Here is a 26,685-nt window from a genome sequence, read left to right as displayed (position 1 = left end):
CCGCCACAAAGGCGAGTGTAGGGTTAAAGAAATACAGAAAAGCAATACACACGTATACCTTATATATAATGTAAATTACTTTGGCGTTACACTGATAACATATATGCCATTAATTTAATATAAAATATCTACTTTATTATTGTTAGGGTGACAACAAGATATTATCTTTGTATTCTTATATTAATATTAGGTATGATTAAAATTACTTTACCAGACGGTACTTTAAAAGAATTTTCCGAAGGAAGCACTCCTATGGACGTTGCTAAAAGCATTAGCGAAGGATTTGCTAGAAATGTTATTTCTGCTAAATTTAATGATACCACGGTAGAAACCGTAACACCATTAACCGAAGATGGTAGCTTAGTTTTATATACTTGGAAAGATACTGAAGGCAAACAAGCTTTTTGGCACTCATCTTCACACATAGTTGCACAAGCTATTGAAGAATTATATCCTGGGGTTAAATTAACTATTGGACCATCTATTGAAAATGGATTTTACTATGATGTTGACTTAGGAGAAGGCAGATCTATATCTGATAAAGATTTTCCTAAAATAGAAAAGAAAGCAATTGAAATTGCCAGAGGAAAGCATGATTTTAAAATGCGTTCTGTTACTAAAGATGAAGCCCTAGCCTTATACAAGGAACAAGGCAACGAATACAAAACCGAGTTAATTGAAAATTTAGAGGATGGCACAATTACTTTTTGTGACCATGATACGTTTACAGATTTATGTAGAGGCGGACATATACCTAACACTGGCATTGTAAAAGCAATAAAAATACTAAGTGTTGCAGGAGCATACTGGAGAGGTGATGAAAATAAGCCTCAGCTTACACGTATATACGGTATATCTTTCCCTAAACAAAAGGAATTGACCGAATACTTAGAATTATTAGAACAAGCTAAACAAAGAGATCATAGAAAATTAGGTAAAGAACTTGAACTGTTTACTTTTTCTCAAAAAGTTGGCGCAGGTTTACCATTGTGGCTACCAAAAGGTGCTGCCTTAAGAGAGCGTTTAGAAAACTTTTTAAAGAAAGCACAGAAAAAAGCCGGTTATGAAATGGTGGTAACTCCGCACATAGGACAAAAAGAACTATACGTTACTTCTGGACATTACGCTAAGTACGGAGAAGATAGTTTTCAACCAATAAAGACTCCTAAAATGGATGAAGAGTTTTTATTGAAGCCTATGAACTGTCCACACCATTGCGAAGTGTTTAATTTTAAACCACACTCTTATAAAGATTTACCTAAACGTTTTGCTGAATTTGGTACAGTATATAGATATGAACAAAGTGGTGAGTTACACGGACTAACACGTGTTAGAGGTTTTACACAAGATGATGCGCATATTTTTTGCACACCAGACCAATTAGATCAAGAGTTTAAAAATGTTATAGATTTATCTTTATATGTATTAAATTCTTTAGGTTTCACAAACTTTAAAGCTCAGGTATCTGTAAGGGATTTGAATAATCCCGACAAATATATTGGTAGTGTTGAAAACTGGGAAAAAGCTGAGAATGCAATTATAAATGCAGCCAAAGAAAAAGGCTTAGACTACGTTATAGAGAGTGGTGAAGCAGCTTTTTATGGCCCTAAGCTAGACTTTATGGTTAAAGATGCACTTGGTAGAAATTGGCAACTTGGCACAATACAGGTAGATTATAACTTACCAGAGCGTTTTGATTTAACTTATAAAGGGAGTGACAATGAAGATCACAGACCAGTAATGATACACCGAGCTCCTTTTGGAAGTATGGAACGTTTTATTGCTTTATTATTAGAACATACAGGTGGTAATTTCCCATTATGGCTAATACCAGATCAAGCAATTGTACTACCAGTTAGCGAGAAATATGAGAAATATGCGAAAAAAGTTTTAAATTCATTAGAAAATGACGAAATTCGCGCCCTGCTAGACAACAGAAACGAAACGGTTGGTAAGAAAATTAGGGAAGCTGAAATGAATAAAATCCCTTTTATGATTATCATTGGCGAGAATGAAGAGGCTACAAACACTATATCTGTGCGTAAACACGGAGGTGAAGATTTAGGCTCTATCTCAATAAAAGATTTTAGTGACTTGGTAACTAGCGAAATAAATAGTACCTTAAAGTCGTTTTAAAAAAATAGAAGTTTAATCTAAAAATTATTAGTTATAGCAATTAGAAAGAGATTTAGGCCGCAGCCGAGAAGAGAGAACAAGAATCCGCACAATATCAACAACGATATTAAAGTACCTAATGTACGTTTAGTTGGTGATAATGTAGAGGTTGGTGTATACTCAACAAAAGTGGCTTTAGCAAAAGCAGAGGAGTTAGAATTAGATTTGGTAGAAATCTCACCAAAAGCAGATCCTCCTGTGTGTAAAATTATAGACTACAAGAAATTCTTATACGAGCAAAAGAAGCGTGAAAAGGTTATGAAAGCCAAAGCGTCTAAAGTTGTTGTAAAAGAAATTCGTTTTGGACCACAAACTGATGATCATGATTATGAGTTTAAGAAAAAACACGCAGAGAAATTTTTAAAAGATGGTGCTAAATTAAAGGCATATGTATTTTTTAAAGGTAGATCTATAGTCTATAAAGATCAAGGAGAAATATTGTTGTTACGTCTTGCACAAGAACTAGAAGAACTAGGAAAAGTGGAGCAAATGCCTAAGTTAGAAGGTAAAAGGATGACAATGTTTTTAGCTCCTAAAACGAAGAAATAAGAACACTTGTAATTAAGTGTTTTAAAATAAACCAAATGTAACAGTTTGGAATACTAAGCGAGAAATGCCGGAGTTTTTTCGGTATTTAATTTATTAAATAGGAGAAAAATGCCTAAAATGAAAACTAAATCCAGTGCTAAGAAGCGTTTTAAGCTTACAGGTACAGGTAAAATAAAAAGAAAGCACGCTTTTAAGAGTCACATTTTGACAAAAAAATCTAAAAAGCGTAAGCTTGCATTAACTCATAGCGGATTAGTACATGAGTCTGATGTAAAAAGTATTAAAGAGCAATTACGTTTAAAGTAATTAAACTCTTTACGGTAATTATTATTAACCATGGAGTTAGGCTTAAAAACAAAGTGTCTTAATTAAGGCCGCCTACTACAAAAAAAATTAAAATTTATGCCAAGATCAGTAAATTCAGTTGCTTCTAGAGCCAGAAGAAAAAAGGTAATGAAGCAAGCCAAAGGTTACTTTGGAAGACGTAAAAACGTTTGGACAGTAGCTAAAAATGCGGTTGAAAAAGCAATGCAATATGCTTATAGAGACCGTAGAGTTAAGAAAAGAAATTTCCGTGCTTTATGGATTACTCGTATTAATGCGGGTGCTAGATTACATGGAATGTCTTATTCTCAATTCATGGGTAAAGTAAAAGCTAATAACATTGAGCTTAACCGTAAGGTTTTAGCTGATTTAGCTATGAACCACCCAGAAGCTTTTAAAGCTATTGTAAACAAGGTAAAATAAAAAAATAATTCATCTCGCTTAGGTGAATAAAACCTGCTCTTTTAAGAGCAGGTTTTTTTTTAGGAAAACTTTAGCTTAGTCACTACAACATTTACACTAATGATAAGTTTTATACTATAACTAATATTTTTTTGCTTAATACAAGCAACCTTTTTAACTGTTTTACATCTAATGTATGACTTAAATTTTTAAAGAAAGAAACGATTATGACAGGAGAATTTTCAGAAATGACAGATTTCTTAATTAACCTTACCGAACAAAAACCATATATTTTCATTACTATTTGCATACTAATTACAGCTTTTTTAACGTTTTACGAAATACGTAGAACCAAACACAATAAAAGCTAATGCTCAACAATGAATTACCTGAAGATTATAGCAACATATCTTTAATGCACTACTCCCAACTACTAAATTTTTTAGGGCCGTTTGGTATTATTGTACCCATAATAATGTGGTCTTCTAAAAAGACTGAAGTGAAAGATATGGATGCTCATGGAAGAGCTGTTATTAATTTTCAAATTAGTGTACTAATTTACTCCGTGGTATTTTTTGTATTATTATTAATATCTATGTTTTTATCATTATTCATTGTAGGCATTTTATTTTTATTTATACTATTTTTTGTTGGTATTGCACTAGCTTTATTAATGATAATAACTCCAATAATGGGTGGTATGGCTGCTTCTGAAAAAAGACTATACAAATACCCGTTGAGTATTAAATTTATTTAAACCTATTTATCTCTTTTTTAATTTCCATTTACAAAATGTTTAACTAAATTTTATATGATTATAAAGAGTTAAAGATATCTTTGTAGCTTATAATTAGCATAAATATGGATTTATCAAAAGTCAAAATGGTAGTTACCGATATGGATGGTACACTACTAAACTCTAAACATGAGGTTAGTGAAAAGTTTTTTAATCAATTTAAAAAATTAAAAGAGAATAATATTCTTTTTGTAGCTGCAAGCGGAAGACAATACCACAGTATAATAGATAAATTGCATAGTATTAAAGATGATATTTTAGTTATAGCAGAAAATGGTGCTATTGCTAAAAACAAAAATAAAGAACTACTGCAAACAGGCTTAGACAACACTACAATTACAGAGCTTCTAAATTTAATTGACACTATAGATGATGTTTACCCTGTATTATGCGGTAAAAAAAAGGCCTATATAGCATCAGACTCTGAAGAGTTTAAAGAAAAGTTTAAAGAGTATTATGCAGAATACGAAGTTTTAGATAGCTTACGCAACTATGAAGATGATATTTTAAAAATTGCTATTTATCATTTTGAGAGCTCTGAAAACTATATCTACCCAAAAGTAAAACATCTAGAGTCTAAACTAAAAGTGAAAGTATCTGGAGAGAATTGGCTAGACTTGTCTCACAACGATGCACACAAAGGGCACGCTCTAAAAAAATTACAAGATATGTTTAATATTTCTTCATCAGAAACAATGGCATTTGGAGATTTTAATAACGACTTAGAAATGTTAGCACTCGCAGATTTTAGTTTTGCAATGGCTAATGCACACCCAAATGTTACCAAAGCAGCAAACTACCGTACAAAAAGCAATGATGAATTTGGAGTAGAGACAATATTAGATAAGCTTTTAGAAAGCTAACACTTAAGTTTTCTTCTTTTTTTTACGAGCCGCAGGAAACAACACATTATTTAATATTAACCTATAACCTGGTGAAGTAGGGTGCAATTCTAATTCAGTTTTAGGATCCCCTACTCTATGCTGGTAATCCTCTGGGTCATGACCACCGTAAAACGTAAAAAAGCCTTTACCTTTTATGCCGTGAATATACCTAGCCTCATTATTAATTTTATTTTCACCCAAAACCAAAACTGTAGGTTTTATTTCAGATCTATTAAACGAGGTTGTTTGCCCCATAAAACCTTTAACTAAAGATGTGTGATTTTGGCAAAGCATAGTTGGCACAGGATCCCATTTAGCCGAAAAATCCATTAAAGAAAAATAATCTGTTTCTTTAGCTATTTGCCTTTTTCTTGTCATATCTATAGATGAAAACTCATAAATAGAAGGGTTACGTTCTAACGTAAAATTAGTAAAGGCAAAAGTTTTCTTATAATCTATTTGAGATTGATAACTTGGGTCTGACGCATCACCATCAAACATAGGTTCACAAATATCTACACCTTCTGCAGACAAAGCAATATCAAAACTATCTGTAGCAGAACACATTGCAAACATAAAACCACCTCCTATCACATAATTTTTAATTTTTAAAGCTACATCTCTTTTCTCTTCAGATACTTTTGAATATCCTAACTTGTTTGCTAATTCTTCGGATTTTTTCTTGTTTTCAATATACCAAGGTGCTGCTTTATAACTACCATAAAATTTACCATATTGCCCAGTAAAATCTTCATGATGCAAATGCAACCAATCATACAAGGCCAATTTATCACTTAAAACCTCTTCATCATAAATAGTAACATACGGAATCTCTGCATAGGTTAACACCATAGTAACAGCATCATCCCACGGTTGATTACCTTTAGGTGAATAAACAGCAATTTTAGGTGCTTTTTCTAAGATAACTGCATCCTGATTTTTAGACGGACTACTTATTTCATCCAAAATACTTTCTGCCTGAGCAGAAGACAAAACTTCAAAAGAAACTCCTCTAATTTGGCATTCTTTACGTATTGCATCACCATCTGGCAGCAAAAAAGAACCACCTCTGTAATTTAGCAGCCACTGTACTTTTTGTTGTTTGGCAAGCACCCAATAGGTAATACCGTATGCTTTTAAATGATTTTTTTGACTTTCTGCATCCATAGGAATTAGGATATTAGAAGCCAATGCATTTAATGAAATAAATAAAATTGATGCTAATAGAAGATACTTACGCATTTGTTTAGGTAATTTTAACTTTATTAAAGGTACTTAATTAGCCATTTAAAACATAAAAGCTAGTCTTAAATTATTTATTAAGACTAGCTTTTAGCATATTATATTATATGTTTCCTAAATTAAAAAGGAACATCATTATCATCTTCTGGAGGTAAACCATCGTTCATAGAACTACCAAAAGCTTCATTTGCACTTGGTAAGCCTTGAGTTAAAAATGGGTTTTCTTCATTTTCATTCATTTTAGATTGATACTCAAAAGGAGAATCAAAATCATCTAGGTTATCAAATTTACCTTGACTACCAATAAACTTAAGTCTAATATTCTCTAAACCACCGTTTCTGTGTTTTGCAACAATAAATTCACCCTGACCTTGTGTTGGCGAATGCTCATCATCATCCCACTCATCAATTTTATAGTACTCGGGTCTATATATAAATGATACAATATCTGCATCTTGTTCAATTGCTCCAGATTCACGTAAATCTGATAAAACCGGTCTTTTACTTCCACCACGTGTTTCTACCGCCCTTGACAACTGCGAAAGTGCAATAACTGGAACATTAAGTTCTTTTGCAAGTGCCTTTAAGTTTCTAGAAATTGTTGAAATCTCTTGTTCACGGTTTCCTCCTTTTTGCGTACCACCTGCAGTCATAAGTTGCAAATAATCAATCATAATCATTTTTATACCGTGCTGAGATGCCAATCTTCTACATTTTGCTCTTAAATCAAAAATAGAAAGCGAAGGAGTATCATCTATAAACAAAGGAGCAGACTCTAAGGTTTTTACCTTTACGTTTAATTGCTCCCACTCGTGTTTTTCTAATTTACCAGTACGAAGTTTTTCAGAAGACAATCCGGTTTCTGACGAAATAAGTCTTGTAATTAACTGTACAGAAGACATCTCTAGAGAGAAAAAAGCAACTGGCATTTGAGACTGCACTGCCATATTACGTGCCATAGACAATGTAAAGGCAGTTTTACCCATACCAGGACGTGCGGCCACAATAATTAAATCACTTGGTTGCCAGCCAGATGTTAATTCATCTAACTTATGAAAACCAGATGGCACACCACTTAATCCTTCTTTACCAGATATCTCTTCAATTCTTTTTTTAGCTTGTATAACTAAATTTTGTGCCGTTTCTGCAGAACGTTTTAAGTTACCTTGTGTAACGTCATATAATTTAGATTCTGCTGTATCTAACAAATCAAATACATCTGTAGCCTCATCATAAGCCTCTTGTATAATTTCATTAGATATTTTAATTAAACTTCTTTGTATAAATTTCTGAAGAATAATTCTTGCATGAAACTCAATATGAGCAGAAGATGTTACTTTTTGGGTTAATTTGATTAAATAAAAATCTCCACCAACAGCTTCTAACTTACCATCTTGTTTTAATTGGGTAGAAACAGTTAATAAATCTATAGGTTCAGAAGATTCAAACAACTTAAAAATTGCTTCATAAATATGCTTGTGGGCATCTTTATAAAAAACATCTGGGTGTAAAATATCTATAACCTCATCTACACCTTTTTTATCTATCATCATTGCGCCAATCACAACCTCCTCTAAATCAACGGCTTGCGGCGGTATTTTTCCTTTCTCTAAATTTATTATTGTAGATTTATCTATCTTATGTCCTAATACTGGGCTTGGCTTATCCATATCTGCTAAAGTATGCAATTAACGTTTAGTTAACTTTATAATAGGTATAGTTATATTCACTAGTGATTAACAATTGACCTGTTGATAAGTTACGAATTTGTGTTCATAACCAAAAAAAATCCAAAGCCTAAGTCTTTGGATTTCTATTATTTTGAATAAAAATGCCTGTTAGCCGTTAAAGACTCCCATACTAGCATATTTATCCATTCTAGTTTCTACCAATTCTTTTGGTGATAACTTTTTTAAATCTTCAAAATGAGAAATAATTTTGTTTTTTACAATTGTAAAATTCTTATCTCTATTTGCATGAGCTCCACCAGCTGGTTCTCGTACAATTTCGTCAATAAGTTTTAATTTCTTCATATCTGTAGCAGTAAGTTTTAATGCCTCTGCAGCTTGCTCTTTATATTCCCAGCTTCTCCATAAAATAGAAGAACAAGATTCTGGAGATATTACAGAATACCACGTATTTTCTAACATTAACACTTTGTCTCCCACACCTATACCTAATGCGCCACCAGAAGCACCTTCACCTATTATAACAACAATTATTGGTACTTTAAGGCGAGTCATTTCTAATATATTACGTGCAATAGCTTCTCCTTGTCCGCGTTCTTCTGCTTCAATACCTGGGTAAGCACCTGGAGTATCTATAAAACATACCACAGGAACATTAAATTTCTCTGCAGATTTCATTAATCGTAAAGCTTTACGGTAACCCTCTGGGTTAGCCATACCAAAGTTACGGTATTGTCTTGTTTTAGTATTAAATCCTTTTTGTTGACCAATAAACATAAAACTCTGATCCCCAATTTTTCCAAGGCCACCAATCATAGCTTTATCATCTTTTACATTACGGTCTCCGTGAAGCTCTAAAAAAGTATCTCCGCAGATTGCATTAATATAATCTAATGTATAAGGTCTGTTTGGGTGTCTAGAAAGTTGCACCCTTTGCCATGGTGTAAGATTCTTATATATATCTTTTCTAGTCTCTGTTAATTTTTTCTCTATCTGCTTACAAGTTTCAGATACATCAACATCACTCTCCTTGCCAATAATCTGACACTTATCTAACTGCTCTTCTAGTTCTTTGATAGGGAGTTCAAAGTCTAAATATTCCATATTTTCAAATAGGTTTGATTTATATCAAGAAACAAATATATGATATTAATGTAATTCCCCCATTAGACATCCAAAAAAATCCTAAAAATAACTAAAAGCAATTGCTTTTTACTATTCATTTTTACTTTGTAAATAGCAGTTCTCTATACTTAGTTAATGGCCATAACTCATTCTCTATCAATTGCTCTAACTTATCACTATGGTATCTAATTTCATCAAAATATGGCTTTACATTATCACAATACGCAAATGCCTTTTTACTTAAGTCTTTTAAGTTATTGGCATCTCTACGAGCTTGCGTCATTGTATCTGTCTTTGTTTTTATCTCATTTATATGTTCTGCTATTTGCTCTAAAATGGTTAATTGTGCTGCTGCCATTGACTTGTAATTATTGCCATAAATTTCTTTTAAACCAAGAACAGTTTTTAGTAGTTTATTTTGATATGCTAAAGCCGCAGGAACAATATGGCTGTATACCAATTCATTAAACACACGACCTTCTATTTGTACGTGCATAATGTATGATTCTAGCTCAATTTCTTGTCTGGCAGAAACTTCTACTTCGCTCATTACATTCATAGATTTAAACAAGTCTAAACTTTGTTTAGATGTTAAAACCTTTAAAGCTTCTGGAGTAGTTTTATTATTGCTAAGCCTTCTCTTTTTGGCCTCTTTTTCCCATTCTTTACTATACCCATCACCATCAAACCTAATTCTTTTAGATGTTTTAATATATTCTCTTAATACATTAAAAACAGCTTCATCCTTTTTAAGGTTCTTTTTATCAATAAGTTCATCTACCTCTGTTTTAAATTCAATTAATTGCTTTGCTACAATTGTATTTAAAACAGTCATTGGTTTAGAGCAGTTTGTTTTAGATCCAACTCCACGCATCTCAAACTTATTTCCTGTAAATGCAAAAGGAGATGTTCTGTTACGGTCTGTATTATCTAAAAGTATTTCTGGTATTTTACCAACTACATTTAATTTAAGCTCTGTTTTTTCTTCTGGCGATAATTTACCTTTAGATACACCTTCTAACTCATCTAACACACTGCTTAATTGTGTACCTATAAATATTGAAAAAATAGCTGGTGGTGCTTCATTAGCTCCTAGCCTGTGATCGTTACTTGCAGATGCTATTGAAGATCTTAATAACTCCTCATACGTATCTACTGCTTTTATAGTATTGATAAAGAATGTTAAAAACTGAAGATTTTTCATTGGTGTAGAACCAGGACTTAACAAATTAGTACCTGTATCTGTAGCTAATGACCAATTGTTATGTTTACCAGACCCATTTATATGAGCAAATGGTTTTTCATGAAACAATACTTTTAAATTGTGCTTGTCTGCAATTTTATCCATAACGTCCATTAATAATAGGTTATGGTCTACGGCTAGGTTTGCTTCTTCAAAAACTGGTGCTAGCTCAAACTGATTAGGAGCAACCTCATTATGCCTTGTTTTTACAGGTATACCAAGTTTTATACACTCTACTTCAAGTTCCTTCATAAAATTTAAAACCCTACTAGGTATAACTCCAAAGTAATGATCATCTAACTGTTGGCCTTTTGCTGCATGATGCCCAACAAGAGTTCTGCCTGTAAGTACAATATCTGGTCTAGAATATGCCAAAGATTTATCTATAACAAAATACTCTTGCTCCCACCCTAGTGTTGCATTTACTTTAGTTACATTTTTATCAAAATATTTAGCCACAGCAGTTGCTGCTTCATCTACAGCAGAAAGTGCTCGTAAAAGTGGTGCTTTATTATCTAAAGCCTCACCAGTGTAGGATACAAATATGGTAGGTATACACAAAGTTTTATCATAAATAAAAGCTGCAGAAGTAGGATCCCATGCTGTATAACCTCTGGCTTCAAACGTATTTCTAATTCCTCCGCTAGGAAAACTAGAAGCATCTGGCTCTTGCTGTACCAATTGTCCGCCTCCAAATTTTTCTAGTGCTCTACCATCACTTAAAACATCAAAAAAGGCATCATGTTTTTCTGCAGTTGTACCTGTTAGTGGCTGAAACCAATGGGTGTAATGTGTAGCACCCATTGTAATGGCCCATGACTTTATACCTTCTGCTACTTGATCTGCAATTTTACGATCTATTTTAGCACCAGAAAAAATAGCATCTTTAACTGTAGCTAGTGCATCTTTAGTTAAAAATTGCAGCATTCTCTCCTCGTTAAAAACATGATTTCCAAATTTTTTAGATCTGCTACCTTTTTCATTTATCACAAAGTTTTCTCTAGACAAACTTTCTCTAACAGCATTAAACCTTACTATAGACATTATATATATTTTAAAAGTGGTGTGAATTACAAAATTACTAATTAAACCGAATAAAAATAAAAATTTTATAATTTACCCCTAAAAAAACAAGGGTATTAAGAATTACATCTAATATTTTAGCAATTACCCCTATAAAAATTATGGAGATACAATGAAAAAAATTATTTTTGCTGCATCTTTAATGAAATTACAACAATCAACATTATGAGCAAATCAAAATTAGAGTACATTTGGTTAGATGGTTATACACCAACTGCCAATTTAAGAAGTAAAACAAAAGTAGAAGATGACTTTAGCGGTAAATTAGAAGATTGCCCTATTTGGTCTTTTGATGGAAGTTCTACACAACAAGCAGAAGGAGGATCATCTGACTGTTTATTAAAGCCTGTAGCTATTTACCCAGATCCAGCACGTAAAGACGGGTACTTAGTAATGACTGAGGTTTTAAATGCTGACGGAACTCCTCACTTATCTAACTCTAGAGCTGGTATTGATGATGAAGATAACGATTTCTGGTTTGGTTTTGAGCAAGAATACTTTATTATGGATAAGAATACACAATTGCCTTTAGGTTTCCCTGTAGGTGGTTATCCTGGTCCACAAGGTATGTATTACTGTTCTGTAGGTGGTAAAAACACTCACGGAAGAGATTTTGTTGAAGAACATGCAGACCTATGTATTGCAGCTGGTTTAAATTTTGAAGGAATTAACCAAGAAGTTGCAAGCGGACAGTGGGAATTTCAATTGTTTGCAAAAGGAGCTAAAAAAGCTGGTGACGAAATATGGATAGCTCGTTATTTATTAGACAGATTAACTGAACAATATGGTTACTATATTGAGTACCACCCAAAACCAGTAAAAGGTGACTGGAACGGTTCTGGTATGCACGCAAACTTCTCTAACACTATTTTAAGAACTTGTGGTTCTAAAGAAACTTACGAGAAAATATGTGAAGCATTTAGACCTGTTACTAAAGAGCACATTGCTGTTTACGGAGAGTTTAACGACCAACGTTTAACTGGTGAGCACGAGACTGCTGCTATTACAGATTTCAGCTACGGTATATCTGACAGAGGAGCTTCTATTAGAATACCTATTATTACAGTTGAAAAAGGCTGGAAAGGCTGGTTAGAAGACAGAAGACCTGCATCTAACGGAGATCCTTACAAAATTGCAGGAAGAATTATTAAGACTGTAAAATCTGCAAAGATTTAAGCATATAATTAAATTAATTGTTTTTAAAAATGCCTAAGATTATTCTTAGGCATTTTTTTTATTCTTCATTTAACTATTTCTTGTTTACTAAATGGTAAAGTATACAAAAGCAATATATCCAGATAGTAGCACAATACCGTCTCGCCATCCTAAGCGTAAACCTTTAGGAAAAAATACCAGAGGTAATAAAATTATTGCAAAACCTAGCATCCATAAAATATCATTACTTAACAACGTATTATCTACAACATTAAGAGGTGTTATTAATGCAGTTATACCTAGCACAGCAAAAATGTTAAATATATTAGAGCCAATTAAATTTCCTAAAGATATGGCTTTCTCTTTTTTAATTACTGCTATTATAGAAGCAGCAAGCTCTGGTATACTGGTACCTACAGATACAACAGTTACTCCAATTACCCTTTCACTAACATTGTAAAACCTAGCTAAACCTGTTGCACCGCTTACCAAAAGTTCTGATCCACCCCAAAGGCCTAAACCTCCAAGAGCTAAAAACAATAACATTTTAAAGGTTGGCAAAGGTACATCATCCTCTGGCGCTTCATCTTCTACTGCTGTTTTTTGAAACTTAATAAGATACACAATGTATACAATTAAAAGCGCCACCATTATTACCCCTTCATAAAACTTTATAACACCATCAAAATAAATAAAGCCAAAAAATACCAATGAGGCTAACATTAAAATTGGCCAGTCGGTTGTATAAAAACTTTTACGAACATCTATACTGCCTAACATTACTATAACACCCAGCACCAAACCTAGATTAGCTATATTAGAACCAACTACATTACCTAAAGCTAAATCTGGTGAGCCCTCTAATGCTGCTTTTATACTAACTATTAGTTCTGGTGCAGATGTTGCAAAGGAAACTACCGTCATCCCCACCACAATTTTTGGTATTTGCAACCTTAATGATAATGCTACAGAAGATTTTAATAACCAGTTACCACCCATTATTAAAAAAACCAAACCAATAATTATGTAAACCAAATTGAGCATATACTATTTTTTGCAGCAAATATAACAATTAGAATGCTACATACTTTTTTAGTAAAATTATATTTTTTAACTATTAAAAATATCCCAAAATATCCTTAAAAATAAAAGGGAACATGAACCAAAACCACATAAAGTATTTTTTTGGAAATGAAAGTCCCCTTGCTTTTTTTATTATTGCAAAAACAGCTCTACAAATGTTACAATTTAAAATATAAAGTTGAATTTAAGATTACATATATAAACTTTATTCAAGAATAAAATACAAATATTAACACAATTAACATTTAAAAGTTATAAATAGTGTATTCACTTATAATAATAGTAGTCAACTTATTTGCAAATGAGTATAATTTCTATTTATCTTAAGTGAATAATCGATTATTTACAACTAATTATTAACCTTTAAAAACTACAAATTATGATTATTCTATCAGAAATTTTATTTAGCTATGTTATCACAATTACTGTAATACTATTTTAAGAAGAATCATATAGGCCTATATACCAATAAAGGTTGCTATAATGCAACCTTTATTCTTTTTAAGTATTACCATATATTTGCAGAAATTACTTTTATGAAAAAAGCCCTTTTTAGGTTTCTTGCTAAAATTAACCGTTTACTATTACCATCTTACAGTAAAAAACAGTTAGACTTATCTAAAGCTAGTAAATTACAATTAGCCATAATAGGTTGGCGTTATTATGTAACTACAAATGCTATAGACTAATAATGTAGTAAAGAAGCAACATTATAATTTGCTATTTTATCTTTACCATTTAAAAAGTCTAATTCTATTAAAAAATTGCATTGCACTACCTCACCACCTAATTCTTCAATTAACTCACAAACAGCTTTAGCGGTACCACCAGTAGCAAGTACATCATCATGTATTAATACCTTATCCCCTTTTTTAATGGCATCTGTATGTATTTCTAATGCATCTTCACCATACTCTAAAGAGTAGGGTTTAGAAAGCACGTTAAAAGGTAATTTTCCTTTTTTACGCACAGGAACAAAACCTGCTTTTAACTTGGTTGCTAAAAGTGTTGCAAAGAAGAAACCACGACTTTCCATACCCACAACTTTGTCTATTTTTTGCTCTTTTACTAAATTTAAGAGTGCATCTGCAGTTTTTTCTAAAATTTCTGCATTGTTTAACAAAGGAGTAATATCCTTAAAAACAATGCCTTGCTTAGGAAAATCTTGAACATCTCTAATATATTCTTTAAAATTCATATATTTTTTTCTTTAGTTATTTTGTGGTAAAAGTAAAAAGAAATATATTTGCACCCTCGTTTAAAGGAATTTAAACAAAAACGGCCTCGTGGCGCAACTGAATAGCGCACTTGATTACGGCTCAAGAGGTTACAGGTTTGAATCCTGTCGAGGTCACTAAAAGCTTGCTAAATCTTAGATTTAGCAAGCTTTTTTCTTTTTACAATACCTCATTTTATAATCAAAAATAAACAATTAAATTTTACAGTAGAACAATAAAACCACTACTCTAAATTAGCTATTTTACCGTCTTTAATTACCAGATAAAAAATATTACCAGCAGTAACATTTTGGTCCATTTTTTTAGAGTAAGCAGGTATCATTTTAGGTAAACCAATAATAGTTTGTAAGGCTATTGTCTGTAGTTGCTTGTTGTTTGATTTTATATCTCTTTCAAAAGGAGCTATACTGCCATCTATTTCTACCCTAAATCCTACTTTTAAAGTAGCATTTTCAATTACTACATTTTCTACTTCTAATTCTTTTAGTATTCTTTTTCTAACGCTATTACGCAAACAAACTCCTTTATCTACACTTTTTTCACAGCCCATATAAATAGGATCTTTACCACTTACAATAGGGTGCTCTATATTTGGTATTTCTTTTCTATCTCTCTTTATCAACTGCTTAGTTTTATATGTAGGTCTATCTGTTATATTTGTTGCTCTCATACTCACAACAAATTTGTGTATAGGAAACTCTTCTGTTTGTTTATTGTAGTTGTTAGACATTGTAATGCTTAATTTTACAAATGTGTTTTCTAAATTCCAAACTGTACTTTTATAATAAGCAGTGCTATCATTAATTTCTAAAGGAATATTTCCTTCTACAGTACCTTCTCCCATAGAAGCTATCATTGCTTTTTCTACTCTTAAATAAAAACTGAGCATATTTTTTCTAAACTCTAAGTCTTTTTTATTATTGATTTTTTTGTTGTGGTTGGCTACATCCCACTCATTAATTAATTCTAGAATAAGACTATCTTTTTTATAATAAACATATCTAGCAACTATGTCTATATCTGCAATGTCACTATCTTTTATTATAAATGAAAGTAATCCCAAATCATCGGAAACTGTATAATAGTCAGAATTTAATATTTTTCCTCCAGGAAAGTTATTTTCTGCTTCTAAGTAAGTTGAAAGTGGAAATTGATTTAAATCTAAATTTGGAGGTTGACAGAAACCCGAAGTAACAACAAGTAAAATAAGTAGCGTAGTTAGCTTTTTCATTTTTTAAAATTTTATTTATATCAATTTTAATAACAAGTATGCAATAAAAAAACTAGTAATTTATATTTGTAAGGGTTTAGCGCTTATTTGTATAAAAAAGTAGAATAACTAAGACAAAAAAAATTAATTGTAATTTAATCTCATAAAAATTAATTATATTTTTCTTTTACTGTAACTGCAATAAAAAAAGATTAATATTCTAAAGATTTTGAATAGTCTACAACTCTAGTAACAATTTTATTAGGATCGTTTTTTCTAAAATTGATAAACAAACCTATCTCCTCGTCTAGCTCTATAAACCTAATATTTTTTGGTTTTGATAATTTAAAAGATTTTGGCAAAATAGATATTCCTAGTTCTTTAGACACAAGACTTAGAATCATACCTCCAAAGTCCGACTCAATTATTGCTTTTGGTTGAAAATTATTCTTTTCAAAAAAACTTCTTAGTAGCGATGCAAAAAAAGTTTTTTTATACAGTCCAGAGATAATAAACTTTTCATATTTTAAATCATTTAAATTCATTAGAGAATCTTTAGTTAACCAATGATTTTTAGGCACTACTAAGCATATGGGTTCAGAGTATAGTTTTACAGAAGCTATGTTTATGTTTTTAATTTTGTCTCTACTGAATGCAATATCTGTATTATAATTAAGTAATAATTGTTCGTGATTTTCATCTGTAGGCTCCACCAATTCTAACTTTAAATCTGGCAAGTTAAGTTTTAAAACTTCAAGGAAATTAGGCAAAAACTTAAACGCAATAGAACCAGGATAACTTATAGATACAAAACCTGAGGTACCTTCATCTATTTTTTTTGCTTGCTGTGTAAATTGATCAAAATCTTTAATGGTAGCTGTCCATTTTTCTTGCAAAAATTTACCAGCATCGGTAAGTTTTACGTTTCTTTTATCTCTTTTAAAAAGCTGTACTCCCATTTCTTCCTCTAAGGACTGTATTTGTCTACTTAGTGCAGACTGAGATATAAACACCTTCTCTGCTGTTCTCCAAAAATGAAGCTCATTAGAGAGTGCTAAAAAGTATTTTATTTGTTGAATTGTCATGTCCAATGCATTTTATGCATTAATTAGCCAAAAATAAGTATTTTTTAGTCCATAGCATAATGGTTCTTTTGTATCAAAGATTAGTTTAATTATTAAAATTGAAAAATAATGGGTGTAGAAAATTTTATTACATTTTTGCTTACTGCTTTAATTTTTATTGTAACTCCTGGTATTGACACCGTTTTTGTACTAAACAAGTCAATTAGTCAAGGTAAAAAGTCAGGAATACATGCTACATTAGGCATAAATACCGGCATTTTAGTACATACTGTTTTTGCAGCATTAGGATTATCTGTATTGTTATCTAAGTCTGATTATGCTTTTACTGCAATAAAATATACTGGCTTTGTCTACTTATTATTTTTAGGAATTACCAAATTAAAAAGTAGTAATAAAACATTAAAAATTAAAGAATGTAACAAGCCAAAGAAACAGAAAAGTGATTTTTGGTCAGGCTTTCTCACAAACACACTAAACCCAAAAGTTGCATTATTTATTTTAGCCTTTTTCCCTCAGTTTATAAATCCCGCTCAAATTAAAAATCCAATACCATTTATTTTACTTGGTGCTACTTTTGCTATAATAGGCACACTTTGGTACATAGGACTTACATTTTTTGCTAGTAGTTTTACGCAGAAGATAAATAATAATCCTAGTTTTAATTTGTGGTTAAACAGGTTAAGCGGTGTGGTGTTTATACTTATGGGAATCTCTATAGTACTAGCTATTAACTAAGGTGTAAATAAAATGTTTATTATATCTCTAGTACCCTGTTTTCTCGTATACCTCTTCAAAAATAGGATTTTCTACAACCTTATACATCCTTTGGCTGATGTCTTTAATTTTAGCTACTTTCTTTTTTATTTGAGATAAAAGCACTCCTCTTGTTCTAATTAAATCATAAACAAAGCCTAATCTACGGCCGCCAACAAACCACAGAAAACTTTTTTCTTTTCTCTTTCTAAATATAAACAACTCAATTTCTGAAACTCTAAGCTTAGGATAACCACTAATATTTTTTTTTATAAAATCAGATTGTCTCTCTACACCCAAATCTTTAAGCATTTGTATATTTCTGTTATGTATTTCTAAAAATTCAGAAGCAGAATTAACTAAATCTACACGCTCTTCAAAACCTATTATAATAGTAAGTGATTTTTTTAAAATATCTAAATCAGACCCTCTCATACCCTATTTTATAAATAATTATATAGAAACAAGGTTCTTTAATAACCTTATTGCCTTGTGATTAACACAATGCCAAGCAATAATAGGTACATTTAGTTTATAAAAGTATAGGAGGTTTATATTTGTAAGTATACAGTTTATATTCGCTGTGGAATTGTATTGTCTTCTAAATAGTATTTTAATTAGGTTATTTTATATAAAGACGCATAAAACAACTCAAAAGTGTCATAAAGGGTAGCAAAAATATCTTGACCATCAAAAATAACAACAGGGAAGTCTTTTTTTGTTGTATCTACAAACAAAACAAATTCGGCATAAGAATCATAACGAAATTCTGGATTTGCCTCTAAAGCATACTCTAAATCTAAAGCCCCTAATGACTCATAATTTGGATAACGCTCTAATAATTCTGAGTCAAAATCTTCCATTTCATTTTCTTCTAACCACTCGTATAAATCGTAATCATCTAGTCTGTAGGTTAAATCTCCAAACTCTAGCGGATAACCTTGTAGAATATCACAAGCAAGTCCAACTGGTTTTTCTTTAAGCTCCTTAAAACCTGTATATTTCATATTTATTTTTTATACTGTATACAACGGGTTTTAAAATAGTTTGTTGCGTGTTTTAGTTTTTAGTTAACAAGAAAACCGAATAGGATTAAGACACTAATAAGTGCTAACAATTAATTTTATTAAAAGTTAGCTTTAGTTTTTGTTTATTGGTTTAATTATAAATATTCCAGTGTTTTCAATTTGAGGCTCTAAGTATTTCATTCTTGGATCTATTGCAATTCCTGTATAGTTTCTAATATCTAAAAAAGCCACTTTCGTTTTATTCCTCATACCTTTTGGTAATTCATACAAGTAAAAGTCTTTATTAGTGACTTCACTTGATACCTCTCTATATTTAAATGTATTCCCCTTAAAAAACATCTGTTCATTTTTATAATTTAACTCAAAGTAAGCGAGCTTAAAAAATGTATGATTCATCCAATCAGGTAAACCATAATAACTATTATTCTTAATAGCAACCATTTTTAATTTATTTGTTGTTTTATAGTCTAGTTTTGATTCCTTTAAAACTACAGTAGAATAGTTATTTAAATTACGATCTCTTTCTTTTGCTGAGTATAAACCTCTTTGACTATCTTTTAAAGCAATTAATCTTTTATTTGAAAACTTTGAAGAAAATTTACTATAATCAATTTGTGCTGTAGTGTTAGCATTTTTATTATACGTTTCAGGATGTTTAAATTGATTATAGTCTCCTTTTTGAGATAGTAACAAAATCCATTTATTATCAACTCTAAAATAGATTCTAAACTGGGCTGTTTCATCTTCTATTTCATTACCATAGACAACTAAGTCAGCACTAATATAATTTTCTTCAAAAATAGATTTGAAGTTGCTATTACTTAATTCATTTTTGATATTTAATTTTTCCTCAAAAGGCATAAAAATAAGCTCTTTGCCAGAAAAGTCATAAACTCCTTGAGATGTAAATACAAAGGGAATAAAATTATTATAATCTAAAGTACTTATGTATGATTTTTCACTTGATAGATCATCAGAAAACATTACATTTCCTTGGTTATCTAATTTAGTTAAACCCTTCTCATTTTTTAAATAAAATTGATTTTTTATACTGTCGTACAAAATTGGAAGAGTACCTTTTATTGATGTTATTTCATAATTTTTTGAGCGTACACGTTCTAAAGGACTAGTTAATCTTTTAAAATTCTCCAGCTTTTTTAAACTAATTTGCTCTCTTATAAAACTTATACTAACAAACAGCACTATGATTATAAGTGTTATTTTTTTTAACTTAAGTATTTTCAAAATTATAGATAATGACTATTGTATAAAATATAATGTATAAACGACACTTACATTTTAGGGGTTAGTACTTAACCATCCCGGCGCTTCGGGATTTATTTTGTTTTTAATTTATCATTTTTTTAGCCAAATTAAAAATTTAGTGCTAATAGCCATATGCAATAAATTATTAAAACAAGCCTTTGCTATTGCAAAATCAGAACTAGTATATGATGATTCTTACAGAAGCGCTTTAGCTAATTCATTATACAACTTATTTAAATATCTACATTTTTCTATATAATTCAAATTTATCAGGTATTTTTTCAATACGATAACCGCAAATCATACCTCTTATTTGGTGACTACGGGATTTAATTATTCTTTTGTTCTACCATTTCTCTATAACCTATTTATATAATGAGGATATACAGGTGCGAAGGTGATTTTTGATACTTGTTCGTTTTCTTCAGCTGTCACTTTCATTTTGATAATACTTTGATGTTTATTACTTTCTCATAAAGTCAAACGCTCCTTTACGAAGCAGTATTCCATATTCTAAGTAGGCTTTCAAACAGGCGAGGAAATTTGCCCATCCTCCCGAATTTTCTAAAGCCCATTTCAGATTATCGTCATTAAGTTCTTTACCATTTTCGTTTACTCTTACTATGGTGTTATCATCTGGCAATTCTTCTAATGTGATTATTACAACTGTTTCTGGGTCCCAAACAAAGGAAATTGAATTATTATTTACAATCTTAATTTCACTAGTAGGAAACTTATCTTCAAACTCAGGAAATTTCCAAATCACTTCTTTACCAGATTCAAGTCTTCCGCTACTTTCAGAAATAAAATACTTGGTCATTTTCTCTGGATTTACAATGCTTTCGAAAACTACTTCAATCGGTTTTTGAATTTGTATAGTTGCGTTGGATTCAAGTTTCATAATAATTCTTTTTTATCTAGTATTGATTTGTCTAAATTGGTGCTAGCGGTCTCGTATATGAAAAGTAGCGGATTTTATACACTAAGTTTTCGGTTTATTACTGGCTCTAAATTTATAAAAATCAACTATGAATTAAACACTTAAACCGCTATTTTTTATATACATTGTTGGCAATAGTGTTTATTTTTTCAACTCAGTATTAAAAATTTTCCAATGATTTTTCAGTTGTTTTTTTATTGAATTATTTTCTACGTTATTTATTGATTTATTTACATAGGTTAAATAGTTTCCATAATTGTAGAATTTCAAAACTTTAAATTTTGATTTATCTTTCTTATCTCGAATGCGTTTTCTTTTTCTATGGGAACCAATAACAGTAAATTTTTCAAACAACCTTGATTTAAATAGTTTACCCTTATTTGCTTTGTTTCTTGTATGTTTTGCATAATATTTACTTCTATTAATAGATTTTTTCATCTTTCTATAATATGAAGAAATACTACTATTCTTTAATAAAACATTTTCTCCGTCAAACTGAAATCCCAAGTACTCAAGATTTCTATTTACTGTGCAGTGTGTTTTAAATTCTTGATAGCAGGAAAGTCTGTTTTTTTGTTTTACAAAATGAAATATTTGAGTTTTATGAGGTTGGATTTCTAAATCGCATAGTTTTTTAATATTTGACTCAAATTCATAAACGACACGTTGGATTTGTGTTAAATCACAAACCACAATCATATCATCAGAATAACGTCTATATATTCCACCTGAATTAGATAATAATTCGTTCATTTTTTTGTCAAACTCAAACATATAGATATTCGCAAGAACAGAACTAATTGGTGAACCTTGCGGAATTCCTACTGTGCGTTTATTACCTTTTTTATCGAGTTTATTAGCATTTATTAAGCCTTTGTTTCTAATTAATTTTAAATCCTTTGAGTCAACTGTATATGAAACGGCTCTCTTTTCTTTCAAATACTTAATTTTATCTACTTTCTTCTTTTTTAATGTTTTATCTTTTTTGTAACTGTCGACATACCTTTCAACCACTATTCTGTCCTTGAAAAGATTAAAAAGTTCATCTTCTTTGATAAATGAAAACTTTGTAATGTTCTTAAATATTTGATAATGGTCTTTAGGAAGCGGTTCATTAATTACATATGCCCAAGATTCCTTTAATTTCTTATGGTTTAAATTGTCGAAAAAACCTTTGATATCGAATGCAATTACGACTTGATTCTTTTTTGTTTCTGACCTTTTTTTTATCAAGCTAAAAACCTCATTTGCAAAGTCAATATTACATTTTCCCGATTTTGATTTGTCTTTTTTTATTTTTCTATAAGCCGTAACAACTTTAGCAAGGTTATGCTTAGTAATTAGCTTATTATATTTTTTTGAAAGGAACTCTGAGTAGTAAGAATAAATTTGTGAATCCAAATGACTAGCAAAACAGATTTCTCTTGGTTTTAAATCTTTTTTTCTCTTTTTTGAGATTAGAATACCATCATCATATTGTTTGCGAAATTTCCTTTTAGTTTGAACTCTTTTAATGAAAGGTTTGAATGAGTGTCTCTCTACATTATCAGAATTTGAAACATACTTTTTTATTCTCGAATAATCTTCACGTGATATTTGAGAACCAATATGTGGATATCGTTTTATTTTAAACCATTTTTTCATAAATAAAATGAGTTAAGGACGAGCGGGAAAAACCTCGTAAAATGTATAATCTCAAACCAATAACCTTTTCGGTTATCTTCCCTCACGCTAGGCGTGTAATAATAATTGTATATTTAACTTATAGAAATAAATCCTTGGTCAATATGACAACATTAACTAGAATAATGACAGCAATCTTTATGAGATTAGTGTCTTCTCTAGGTGCGGTGATAGAAATTAATCTAAACACTTGCATCTTTGGAATTCTAGGGCCTTTTCTCCTAATTGAGAAAGCAGTTTGCTCAAAACATACATTTAAGTTACTCGTCCAAAACTCATAATTCTCTTTTTTTTACATTATTGCCAACGGCTCGGCTAAGGTTAGTACGGGATTAAATTAGCATTTAATTTCGGAGTAAGCGATTAGCCAAAACTTTTTATTTTGTTTTATCTTTTTCTGTTCTAAAGCCAAATCAAAAGATTTGGCGGACTTTATAAAAATACACTAAACTTTGGATTAAGCACCAAAACCCGTATTAATTTTAGCTTTTGTTAGGCATAGTATTCCTTTTATGTCTCGTTTGTTCTATATTATTTTAATTAACCTTATCCAATAGGAATTTTTAATAATTAGTTATTTGCTCTATTATTCTCTCTATTTTTGCTAATTCTATTTGATGCTTTTTGTCAAATTTATTTTTGTATTTCCCTACTGCTTTAAATTGATTAAAGAATTTTTTAAATTCATTAATATTTTCAAATTTATTTTTGTCAATAAAATCTTCAAACTCATTTTTAGTAATCAATGCTAAATCTTTAAAATTATCATTTCTAGAATCTTCAAACTCGTTTTCATTAAACACATTATAGACCCAATAATAATTCTTGTTCATTAAATCTTTCAAATTATTATAATATGAAATCATATCAGAATTAAATTCAATTTTCTCTTTCTCAACAATTTTTATGTCATTATCGATAGATTTTTTTTTATTTGCTATTGAACAACTCCAAAGTGTAACTAGTACTAATACTAAATATATTTTTTTCATTTTTTATTCAATTATAGGTTTTACTATATAATAAGCTAAAAAGGTCAATCCGCCTCCAAATAATAATCCCATAATAATGGGTAAAAATATTTCCTTTTGAAATTTGTTTTCTAAACAAGCTATTTCAGGTTTATTAGGATTGTAATAGACAGTAATAGGTCTTCCAATCATATTCTTTATGTTTTTTTCTGTTTCCAAATAATTAGGGTCTGTTTTATAGTCCCCATATTTTTTTGGGAATTTAGACATTGGCTTAAATTGTTTTTCATATAAGGAATCGGATGCTATAGCTTGATTTGAAATGTGATTTTCACCATTTACCACATAAGAATATGTCCTTTTTAATACAAAATTAAAACTAACAGGGTCATCTGCTCCACCTCCAAATTTCATAAATCTAATTTCTGAATCAGTAATTTTTCCGATTATTGGGGTCCAATGTTTACTTTTTAAGATTCTTATAGCTCCGATAACTCCACTAATGAATAACCAATAAGCAAAGTACAAAGAGAGAGGTAATACGATACAAAAAAAAATTGTAGGTACTGTATCTAAATTCCAATTATTGAGATTAATATTCATATTATGCCTAACGGTTAGTATAAAACACGTAGGGCAGGTAATAAGCGATACGTTTCAGTTTAGAACTAAGCCAAATATAATATTTTGCTTTTATCTTTTTTATTGAAATTCCAAATTTTATATTTGGCGACTTTGTAAATAAACACAGACCTTTCGGTTAAGAACAAACAGCCCTATGTTTTTTATACATTGTTAGCTGTATTTTTTATTATTTCAAATGGTTCCATAGTCTTTTTTTTTAGAATTTCTAATGAATTATTTACTTCATTTTCAATTAGATTCGTTTCAAGTTCATTAAGGTTCCTAATTGACATAACTACCTTAGGATTATTGCCAAAAAAATCTTTACTTAATATGGATGAATTTGAAGTTCCTAAATCAAAATATAAGCCTTTTAGAGTAGTATCTACTGTTGAACAGGCATTTTCCAGTAATGAATTGAAAGCTGACATATTAGCTTCTTGTCTAGAGGTATATTCTTTTTTTCTAGAATTATGAGGTAAACTTGTAATGAACCTCAAAAAAGAATTGCTATTATTAGAAATTTGAATCTCTTCAAAAAAATCCCAATTGTAGAATACAGTATATGTGCCTATATTAAGTTTGTTATGTTCTATCTGTGAGATGATTTGAAATTTAATATTAGGTAGAATTACGGAAATGAAATCTTCAAATTTTAAGTAGTCACCTATTTTATGGAATGTAGATTCATATTTCTTTTTTTCAATATCATTGGATAAATTGAAAAAAAATGGAATTTCATATTTATTTAAATAAAACTGTTGAATTGATTGCGCATTTTCATAAAAATCGGCATTTCTGAAATCACCTATTGAAGTAAAAAAAACTTGGAATTGAATTTGCTCCGAGGTAAGATGAGAATAAAAATATGAGTTCTCATAATAGTCATTATCTTGCTCGTTATTATAATCGTTTTCTCTGTAGCTTTGGAGTTCATAATCAGTAAGTTTATTATAAATAAAAAAAGAATTCACTACTTTAAAATATAATTTTTCAGACTTATTTTTAAATAAACTTTTTATAATTTTCATATTATTTTTTTAATTACAGCTAACGTGTTTGTGTATGGTTAGTTGCGTGGTTAAGCAACTAAGTTAACAAACAAATTACAGATAGAAAATTCCAGCGGAATTTTCGTAAGTCGGCAGTGACCAAGCAATTAATTATACACGGTGTTGTAAGTAGTTTTTTTTACTCTTTCTTTTATAAATTCAAGTACTTTTTGAAAATCAGATTTATCCATTTCGGTTTCACTTATTATGAAATTATGTTCTTTATCGTTTCTTCCTAATAAAATGATATGCACAGAATCGATTAAGTTATAACTCAATATTTCAGTCCAATTTATTTCCTGAAGTATATTCTTATTACTATATATTAAACAGTCATTTGTAAATTTGAATGAACCATAATGAAGCATTTCTAGAGCCTTTTCTTTGGGCAAATACTTAAAATACACCTTTTTGTATTCTTTATATTTATCATTTATCCAATAAAGCATACCAAATGCTAAAATTGCTCCAAGGATTAAAAGACTGCCAAAATTCCGCCAATCTAATGAAACTGAAACTACTCCAGCTATAAAACATATCGAACCAATTATGAATAGTAATTTTCGAATTGAAAATATGTCGTTATCTATAATTGGTGTTTTCATTTTTTCGGCTGGCAACTAGTTCGGTTAACTTATTCAGTTTTATTTGGTCAATTTTTTTCCAATCCGCATTATCAAATTCCTGCGTACTGAACTTTTTTAAACTCCGATACATTGGTAATATTACAGACTCAATATCTCCAGTCATTTCATAAATCGGATTTCGATTTTTAGTTATTCCGCTACTATTTGAAATATTCAGATTAATATTTTTTCCGCTTTGTTTTAGTTCAAAGAAATAACATTCAGGTTCCAAATTCCAACATATTTCCGTTTCGATTCCGTTCATTGCTAAAATCAGAGATTCGCAAAGTTTGTCAGTCGGATTTTTGGGAATATTTGAGGCATTAAATTTCAATTCAAAATCCGTAGATTTTAATTCAATCGGAAGCCATCCATTTTTTGGATTTCCTAAATTCAGTTCTATTTTTCTTGGTTTGGTCAAATTACTTACAACGGTAGGTATAACCGTCAGTTACGGGAT

Annotated in this window: 28 protein-coding genes and 1 tRNA gene; 11 read left to right on the top strand and 18 right to left on the bottom strand. The window is 30.3% G+C overall.

Annotated features, from left to right (window positions below; genetic code table 11):
* Positions 1-192 precede the first annotated feature (192 nt).
* The 7 genes from thrS to KLA_RS16070 all read left to right on the top strand — a co-directional run bounded on the left by thrS (position 193) and on the right by KLA_RS16070 (position 5,109).
* A complete protein-coding gene (gene thrS, locus KLA_RS16095) occupies positions 193-2,136 on the top strand; it encodes a threonine--tRNA ligase (protein WP_034647035.1) in 1,944 nt (647 codons plus the stop codon).
* A gap of 39 nt (positions 2,137-2,175) precedes the next feature.
* Positions 2,176-2,724: a translation initiation factor IF-3 gene (infC, locus tag KLA_RS16090; protein ID WP_075695343.1), complete on the top strand. Its 549-nt coding sequence runs from the start codon at positions 2,176-2,178 to the stop codon at positions 2,722-2,724.
* A gap of 108 nt (positions 2,725-2,832) precedes the next feature.
* The gene (gene rpmI / locus KLA_RS16085; RefSeq protein ID WP_034647033.1) at positions 2,833-3,030 is read left to right on the top strand and encodes a 50S ribosomal protein L35; all 198 of its coding nucleotides are present in this window, start codon (positions 2,833-2,835) and stop codon (positions 3,028-3,030) included.
* Positions 3,031-3,126: 96 nt separating this feature from the next.
* Positions 3,127-3,471 (top strand): 50S ribosomal protein L20, encoded by a 345-nt coding sequence (gene rplT / locus KLA_RS16080; RefSeq protein ID WP_013621964.1) that lies wholly within the window; start codon positions 3,127-3,129, stop codon positions 3,469-3,471.
* Positions 3,472-3,677: 206 nt separating this feature from the next.
* On the top strand, positions 3,678-3,821 hold the full coding sequence (locus tag KLA_RS18145) for a hypothetical protein (protein ID WP_013621963.1): 144 nt from the start codon (positions 3,678-3,680) through the stop codon (positions 3,819-3,821).
* Positions 3,821-4,207 carry a DUF4870 domain-containing protein gene (locus KLA_RS16075; RefSeq protein WP_013621962.1) on the top strand — a complete coding sequence of 129 codons (387 nt, stop codon included), beginning with the start codon at positions 3,821-3,823 and terminating at the stop codon, positions 4,205-4,207. Before KLA_RS18145 ends, KLA_RS16075 begins: the two co-directional genes overlap by 1 nt.
* 104 nt (positions 4,208-4,311) lie before the next feature.
* The gene (locus KLA_RS16070) at positions 4,312-5,109 is read left to right on the top strand and encodes a Cof-type HAD-IIB family hydrolase (RefSeq protein ID WP_013621961.1); all 798 of its coding nucleotides are present in this window, start codon (positions 4,312-4,314) and stop codon (positions 5,107-5,109) included.
* Positions 5,110-5,112: 3 nt separating this feature from the next.
* On the opposite strand, the gene KLA_RS16065 is transcribed toward KLA_RS16070, so the two are convergent.
* The 4 genes from KLA_RS16065 to KLA_RS16050 form a co-directional block, all read right to left on the bottom strand.
* The gene (locus KLA_RS16065; protein WP_034647031.1) at positions 5,113-6,372 is read right to left on the bottom strand and encodes a hypothetical protein; all 1,260 of its coding nucleotides are present in this window, start codon (positions 6,370-6,372) and stop codon (positions 5,113-5,115) included.
* Between the two features lie 119 nt (positions 6,373-6,491).
* The gene (dnaB, locus tag KLA_RS16060; RefSeq protein ID WP_034647037.1) at positions 6,492-8,042 is read right to left on the bottom strand and encodes a replicative DNA helicase; all 1,551 of its coding nucleotides are present in this window, start codon (positions 8,040-8,042) and stop codon (positions 6,492-6,494) included.
* Positions 8,043-8,210: 168 nt separating this feature from the next.
* On the bottom strand, positions 8,211-9,164 hold the full coding sequence (locus KLA_RS16055; RefSeq protein WP_013621958.1) for an acetyl-CoA carboxylase carboxyltransferase subunit alpha: 954 nt from the start codon (positions 9,162-9,164) through the stop codon (positions 8,211-8,213).
* Between the two features lie 121 nt (positions 9,165-9,285).
* Complete coding sequence (locus KLA_RS16050) at positions 9,286-11,472, bottom strand: glutamine synthetase III (RefSeq protein ID WP_034647030.1); 2,187 nt, start codon at positions 11,470-11,472, stop codon at positions 9,286-9,288.
* A 204-nt stretch (positions 11,473-11,676) separates the two neighbouring features.
* Here KLA_RS16050 and KLA_RS16045 point away from each other — a divergent pair, with 204 nt between their 5' ends.
* A complete protein-coding gene (locus tag KLA_RS16045; protein ID WP_013621956.1) occupies positions 11,677-12,687 on the top strand; it encodes a glutamine synthetase beta-grasp domain-containing protein in 1,011 nt (336 codons plus the stop codon).
* Positions 12,688-12,774: 87 nt separating this feature from the next.
* Here KLA_RS16045 and KLA_RS16040 read toward each other — a convergent pair whose 3' ends face one another.
* The gene (locus KLA_RS16040) at positions 12,775-13,710 is read right to left on the bottom strand and encodes a calcium/sodium antiporter (protein ID WP_013621955.1); all 936 of its coding nucleotides are present in this window, start codon (positions 13,708-13,710) and stop codon (positions 12,775-12,777) included.
* Positions 13,711-14,285: 575 nt separating this feature from the next.
* On the opposite strand from KLA_RS16040, the gene KLA_RS16035 reads away from it, so the two are divergent.
* On the top strand, positions 14,286-14,438 hold the full coding sequence (locus KLA_RS16035; RefSeq protein WP_013621954.1) for a hypothetical protein: 153 nt from the start codon (positions 14,286-14,288) through the stop codon (positions 14,436-14,438).
* Here the strand turns inward: KLA_RS16035 and KLA_RS16030 are convergent.
* Positions 14,435-14,947, bottom strand: a complete 513-nt coding sequence (locus KLA_RS16030; RefSeq protein WP_034647027.1) for an adenine phosphoribosyltransferase — start codon at positions 14,945-14,947, stop codon at positions 14,435-14,437. The two genes, KLA_RS16035 and KLA_RS16030, sit on opposite strands and share 4 nt — an antisense overlap.
* A gap of 82 nt (positions 14,948-15,029) precedes the next feature.
* On the opposite strand from KLA_RS16030, the gene KLA_RS16025 reads away from it, so the two are divergent.
* Positions 15,030-15,103 (top strand) — tRNA-Arg (locus KLA_RS16025).
* A gap of 107 nt (positions 15,104-15,210) precedes the next feature.
* Here the strand turns inward: KLA_RS16025 and KLA_RS16020 are convergent.
* Together KLA_RS16020 and KLA_RS16015 are read right to left on the bottom strand one after the other, a co-directional pair.
* Positions 15,211-16,218 (bottom strand): hypothetical protein, encoded by a 1,008-nt coding sequence (locus tag KLA_RS16020; protein WP_034647025.1) that lies wholly within the window; start codon positions 16,216-16,218, stop codon positions 15,211-15,213.
* 191 nt (positions 16,219-16,409) lie between these two features.
* Positions 16,410-17,282, bottom strand: coding sequence for a LysR substrate-binding domain-containing protein (locus KLA_RS16015; RefSeq protein ID WP_034647019.1), 873 nt, complete (start codon positions 17,280-17,282; stop codon positions 16,410-16,412).
* Positions 17,283-17,390: 108 nt separating this feature from the next.
* Between KLA_RS16015 and KLA_RS16010 the strand changes: the two genes are divergently transcribed.
* On the top strand, positions 17,391-18,017 hold the full coding sequence (locus KLA_RS16010; RefSeq protein ID WP_034647017.1) for a LysE family translocator: 627 nt from the start codon (positions 17,391-17,393) through the stop codon (positions 18,015-18,017).
* A gap of 27 nt (positions 18,018-18,044) precedes the next feature.
* On the opposite strand, the gene KLA_RS16005 is transcribed toward KLA_RS16010, so the two are convergent.
* The 10 genes from KLA_RS16005 to KLA_RS15960 all read right to left on the bottom strand — a co-directional run bounded on the left by KLA_RS16005 (position 18,045) and on the right by KLA_RS15960 (position 26,646).
* Positions 18,045-18,470 carry a hypothetical protein gene (locus KLA_RS16005; protein ID WP_034647015.1) on the bottom strand — a complete coding sequence of 142 codons (426 nt, stop codon included), beginning with the start codon at positions 18,468-18,470 and terminating at the stop codon, positions 18,045-18,047.
* Between the two features lie 182 nt (positions 18,471-18,652).
* The gene (locus KLA_RS16000; RefSeq protein WP_034647014.1) at positions 18,653-19,042 is read right to left on the bottom strand and encodes a hypothetical protein; all 390 of its coding nucleotides are present in this window, start codon (positions 19,040-19,042) and stop codon (positions 18,653-18,655) included.
* Between the two features lie 132 nt (positions 19,043-19,174).
* A complete protein-coding gene (locus KLA_RS15995; RefSeq protein WP_152536859.1) occupies positions 19,175-20,308 on the bottom strand; it encodes a hypothetical protein in 1,134 nt (377 codons plus the stop codon).
* 484 nt (positions 20,309-20,792) lie between these two features.
* Positions 20,793-21,230 (bottom strand): SRPBCC domain-containing protein, encoded by a 438-nt coding sequence (locus tag KLA_RS15990; RefSeq protein ID WP_034647012.1) that lies wholly within the window; start codon positions 21,228-21,230, stop codon positions 20,793-20,795.
* 180 nt (positions 21,231-21,410) lie between these two features.
* Positions 21,411-22,913 carry a reverse transcriptase domain-containing protein gene (locus KLA_RS15985; protein WP_034647011.1) on the bottom strand — a complete coding sequence of 501 codons (1,503 nt, stop codon included), beginning with the start codon at positions 22,911-22,913 and terminating at the stop codon, positions 21,411-21,413.
* Positions 22,914-23,515: 602 nt separating this feature from the next.
* The gene (locus KLA_RS15980) at positions 23,516-23,944 is read right to left on the bottom strand and encodes a hypothetical protein (RefSeq protein ID WP_034647010.1); all 429 of its coding nucleotides are present in this window, start codon (positions 23,942-23,944) and stop codon (positions 23,516-23,518) included.
* A 3-nt stretch (positions 23,945-23,947) separates the two neighbouring features.
* Complete coding sequence (locus KLA_RS15975; RefSeq protein WP_034647009.1) at positions 23,948-24,526, bottom strand: DUF3592 domain-containing protein; 579 nt, start codon at positions 24,524-24,526, stop codon at positions 23,948-23,950.
* A 182-nt stretch (positions 24,527-24,708) separates the two neighbouring features.
* On the bottom strand, positions 24,709-25,578 hold the full coding sequence (locus tag KLA_RS15970; protein ID WP_034647008.1) for a hypothetical protein: 870 nt from the start codon (positions 25,576-25,578) through the stop codon (positions 24,709-24,711).
* A 128-nt stretch (positions 25,579-25,706) separates the two neighbouring features.
* Positions 25,707-26,204 carry a hypothetical protein gene (locus KLA_RS15965; RefSeq protein WP_034647007.1) on the bottom strand — a complete coding sequence of 166 codons (498 nt, stop codon included), beginning with the start codon at positions 26,202-26,204 and terminating at the stop codon, positions 25,707-25,709.
* The gene (locus KLA_RS15960; RefSeq protein ID WP_034647006.1) at positions 26,182-26,646 is read right to left on the bottom strand and encodes a hypothetical protein; all 465 of its coding nucleotides are present in this window, start codon (positions 26,644-26,646) and stop codon (positions 26,182-26,184) included. Before KLA_RS15960 ends, KLA_RS15965 begins: the two co-directional genes overlap by 23 nt.
* Between the last annotated feature and the right edge of the window lie 39 nt (positions 26,647-26,685).

It is taken from the genome of Cellulophaga geojensis KL-A (assembly GCF_000568425.1).
In the GTDB taxonomy this organism is placed as follows: Bacteria; Bacteroidota; Bacteroidia; order Flavobacteriales; family Flavobacteriaceae; genus Cellulophaga; species Cellulophaga lytica.
The sequence above is the reverse complement of the archived record's forward strand: the minus strand, read 5'-3'. Positions and strand labels throughout refer to the sequence as shown.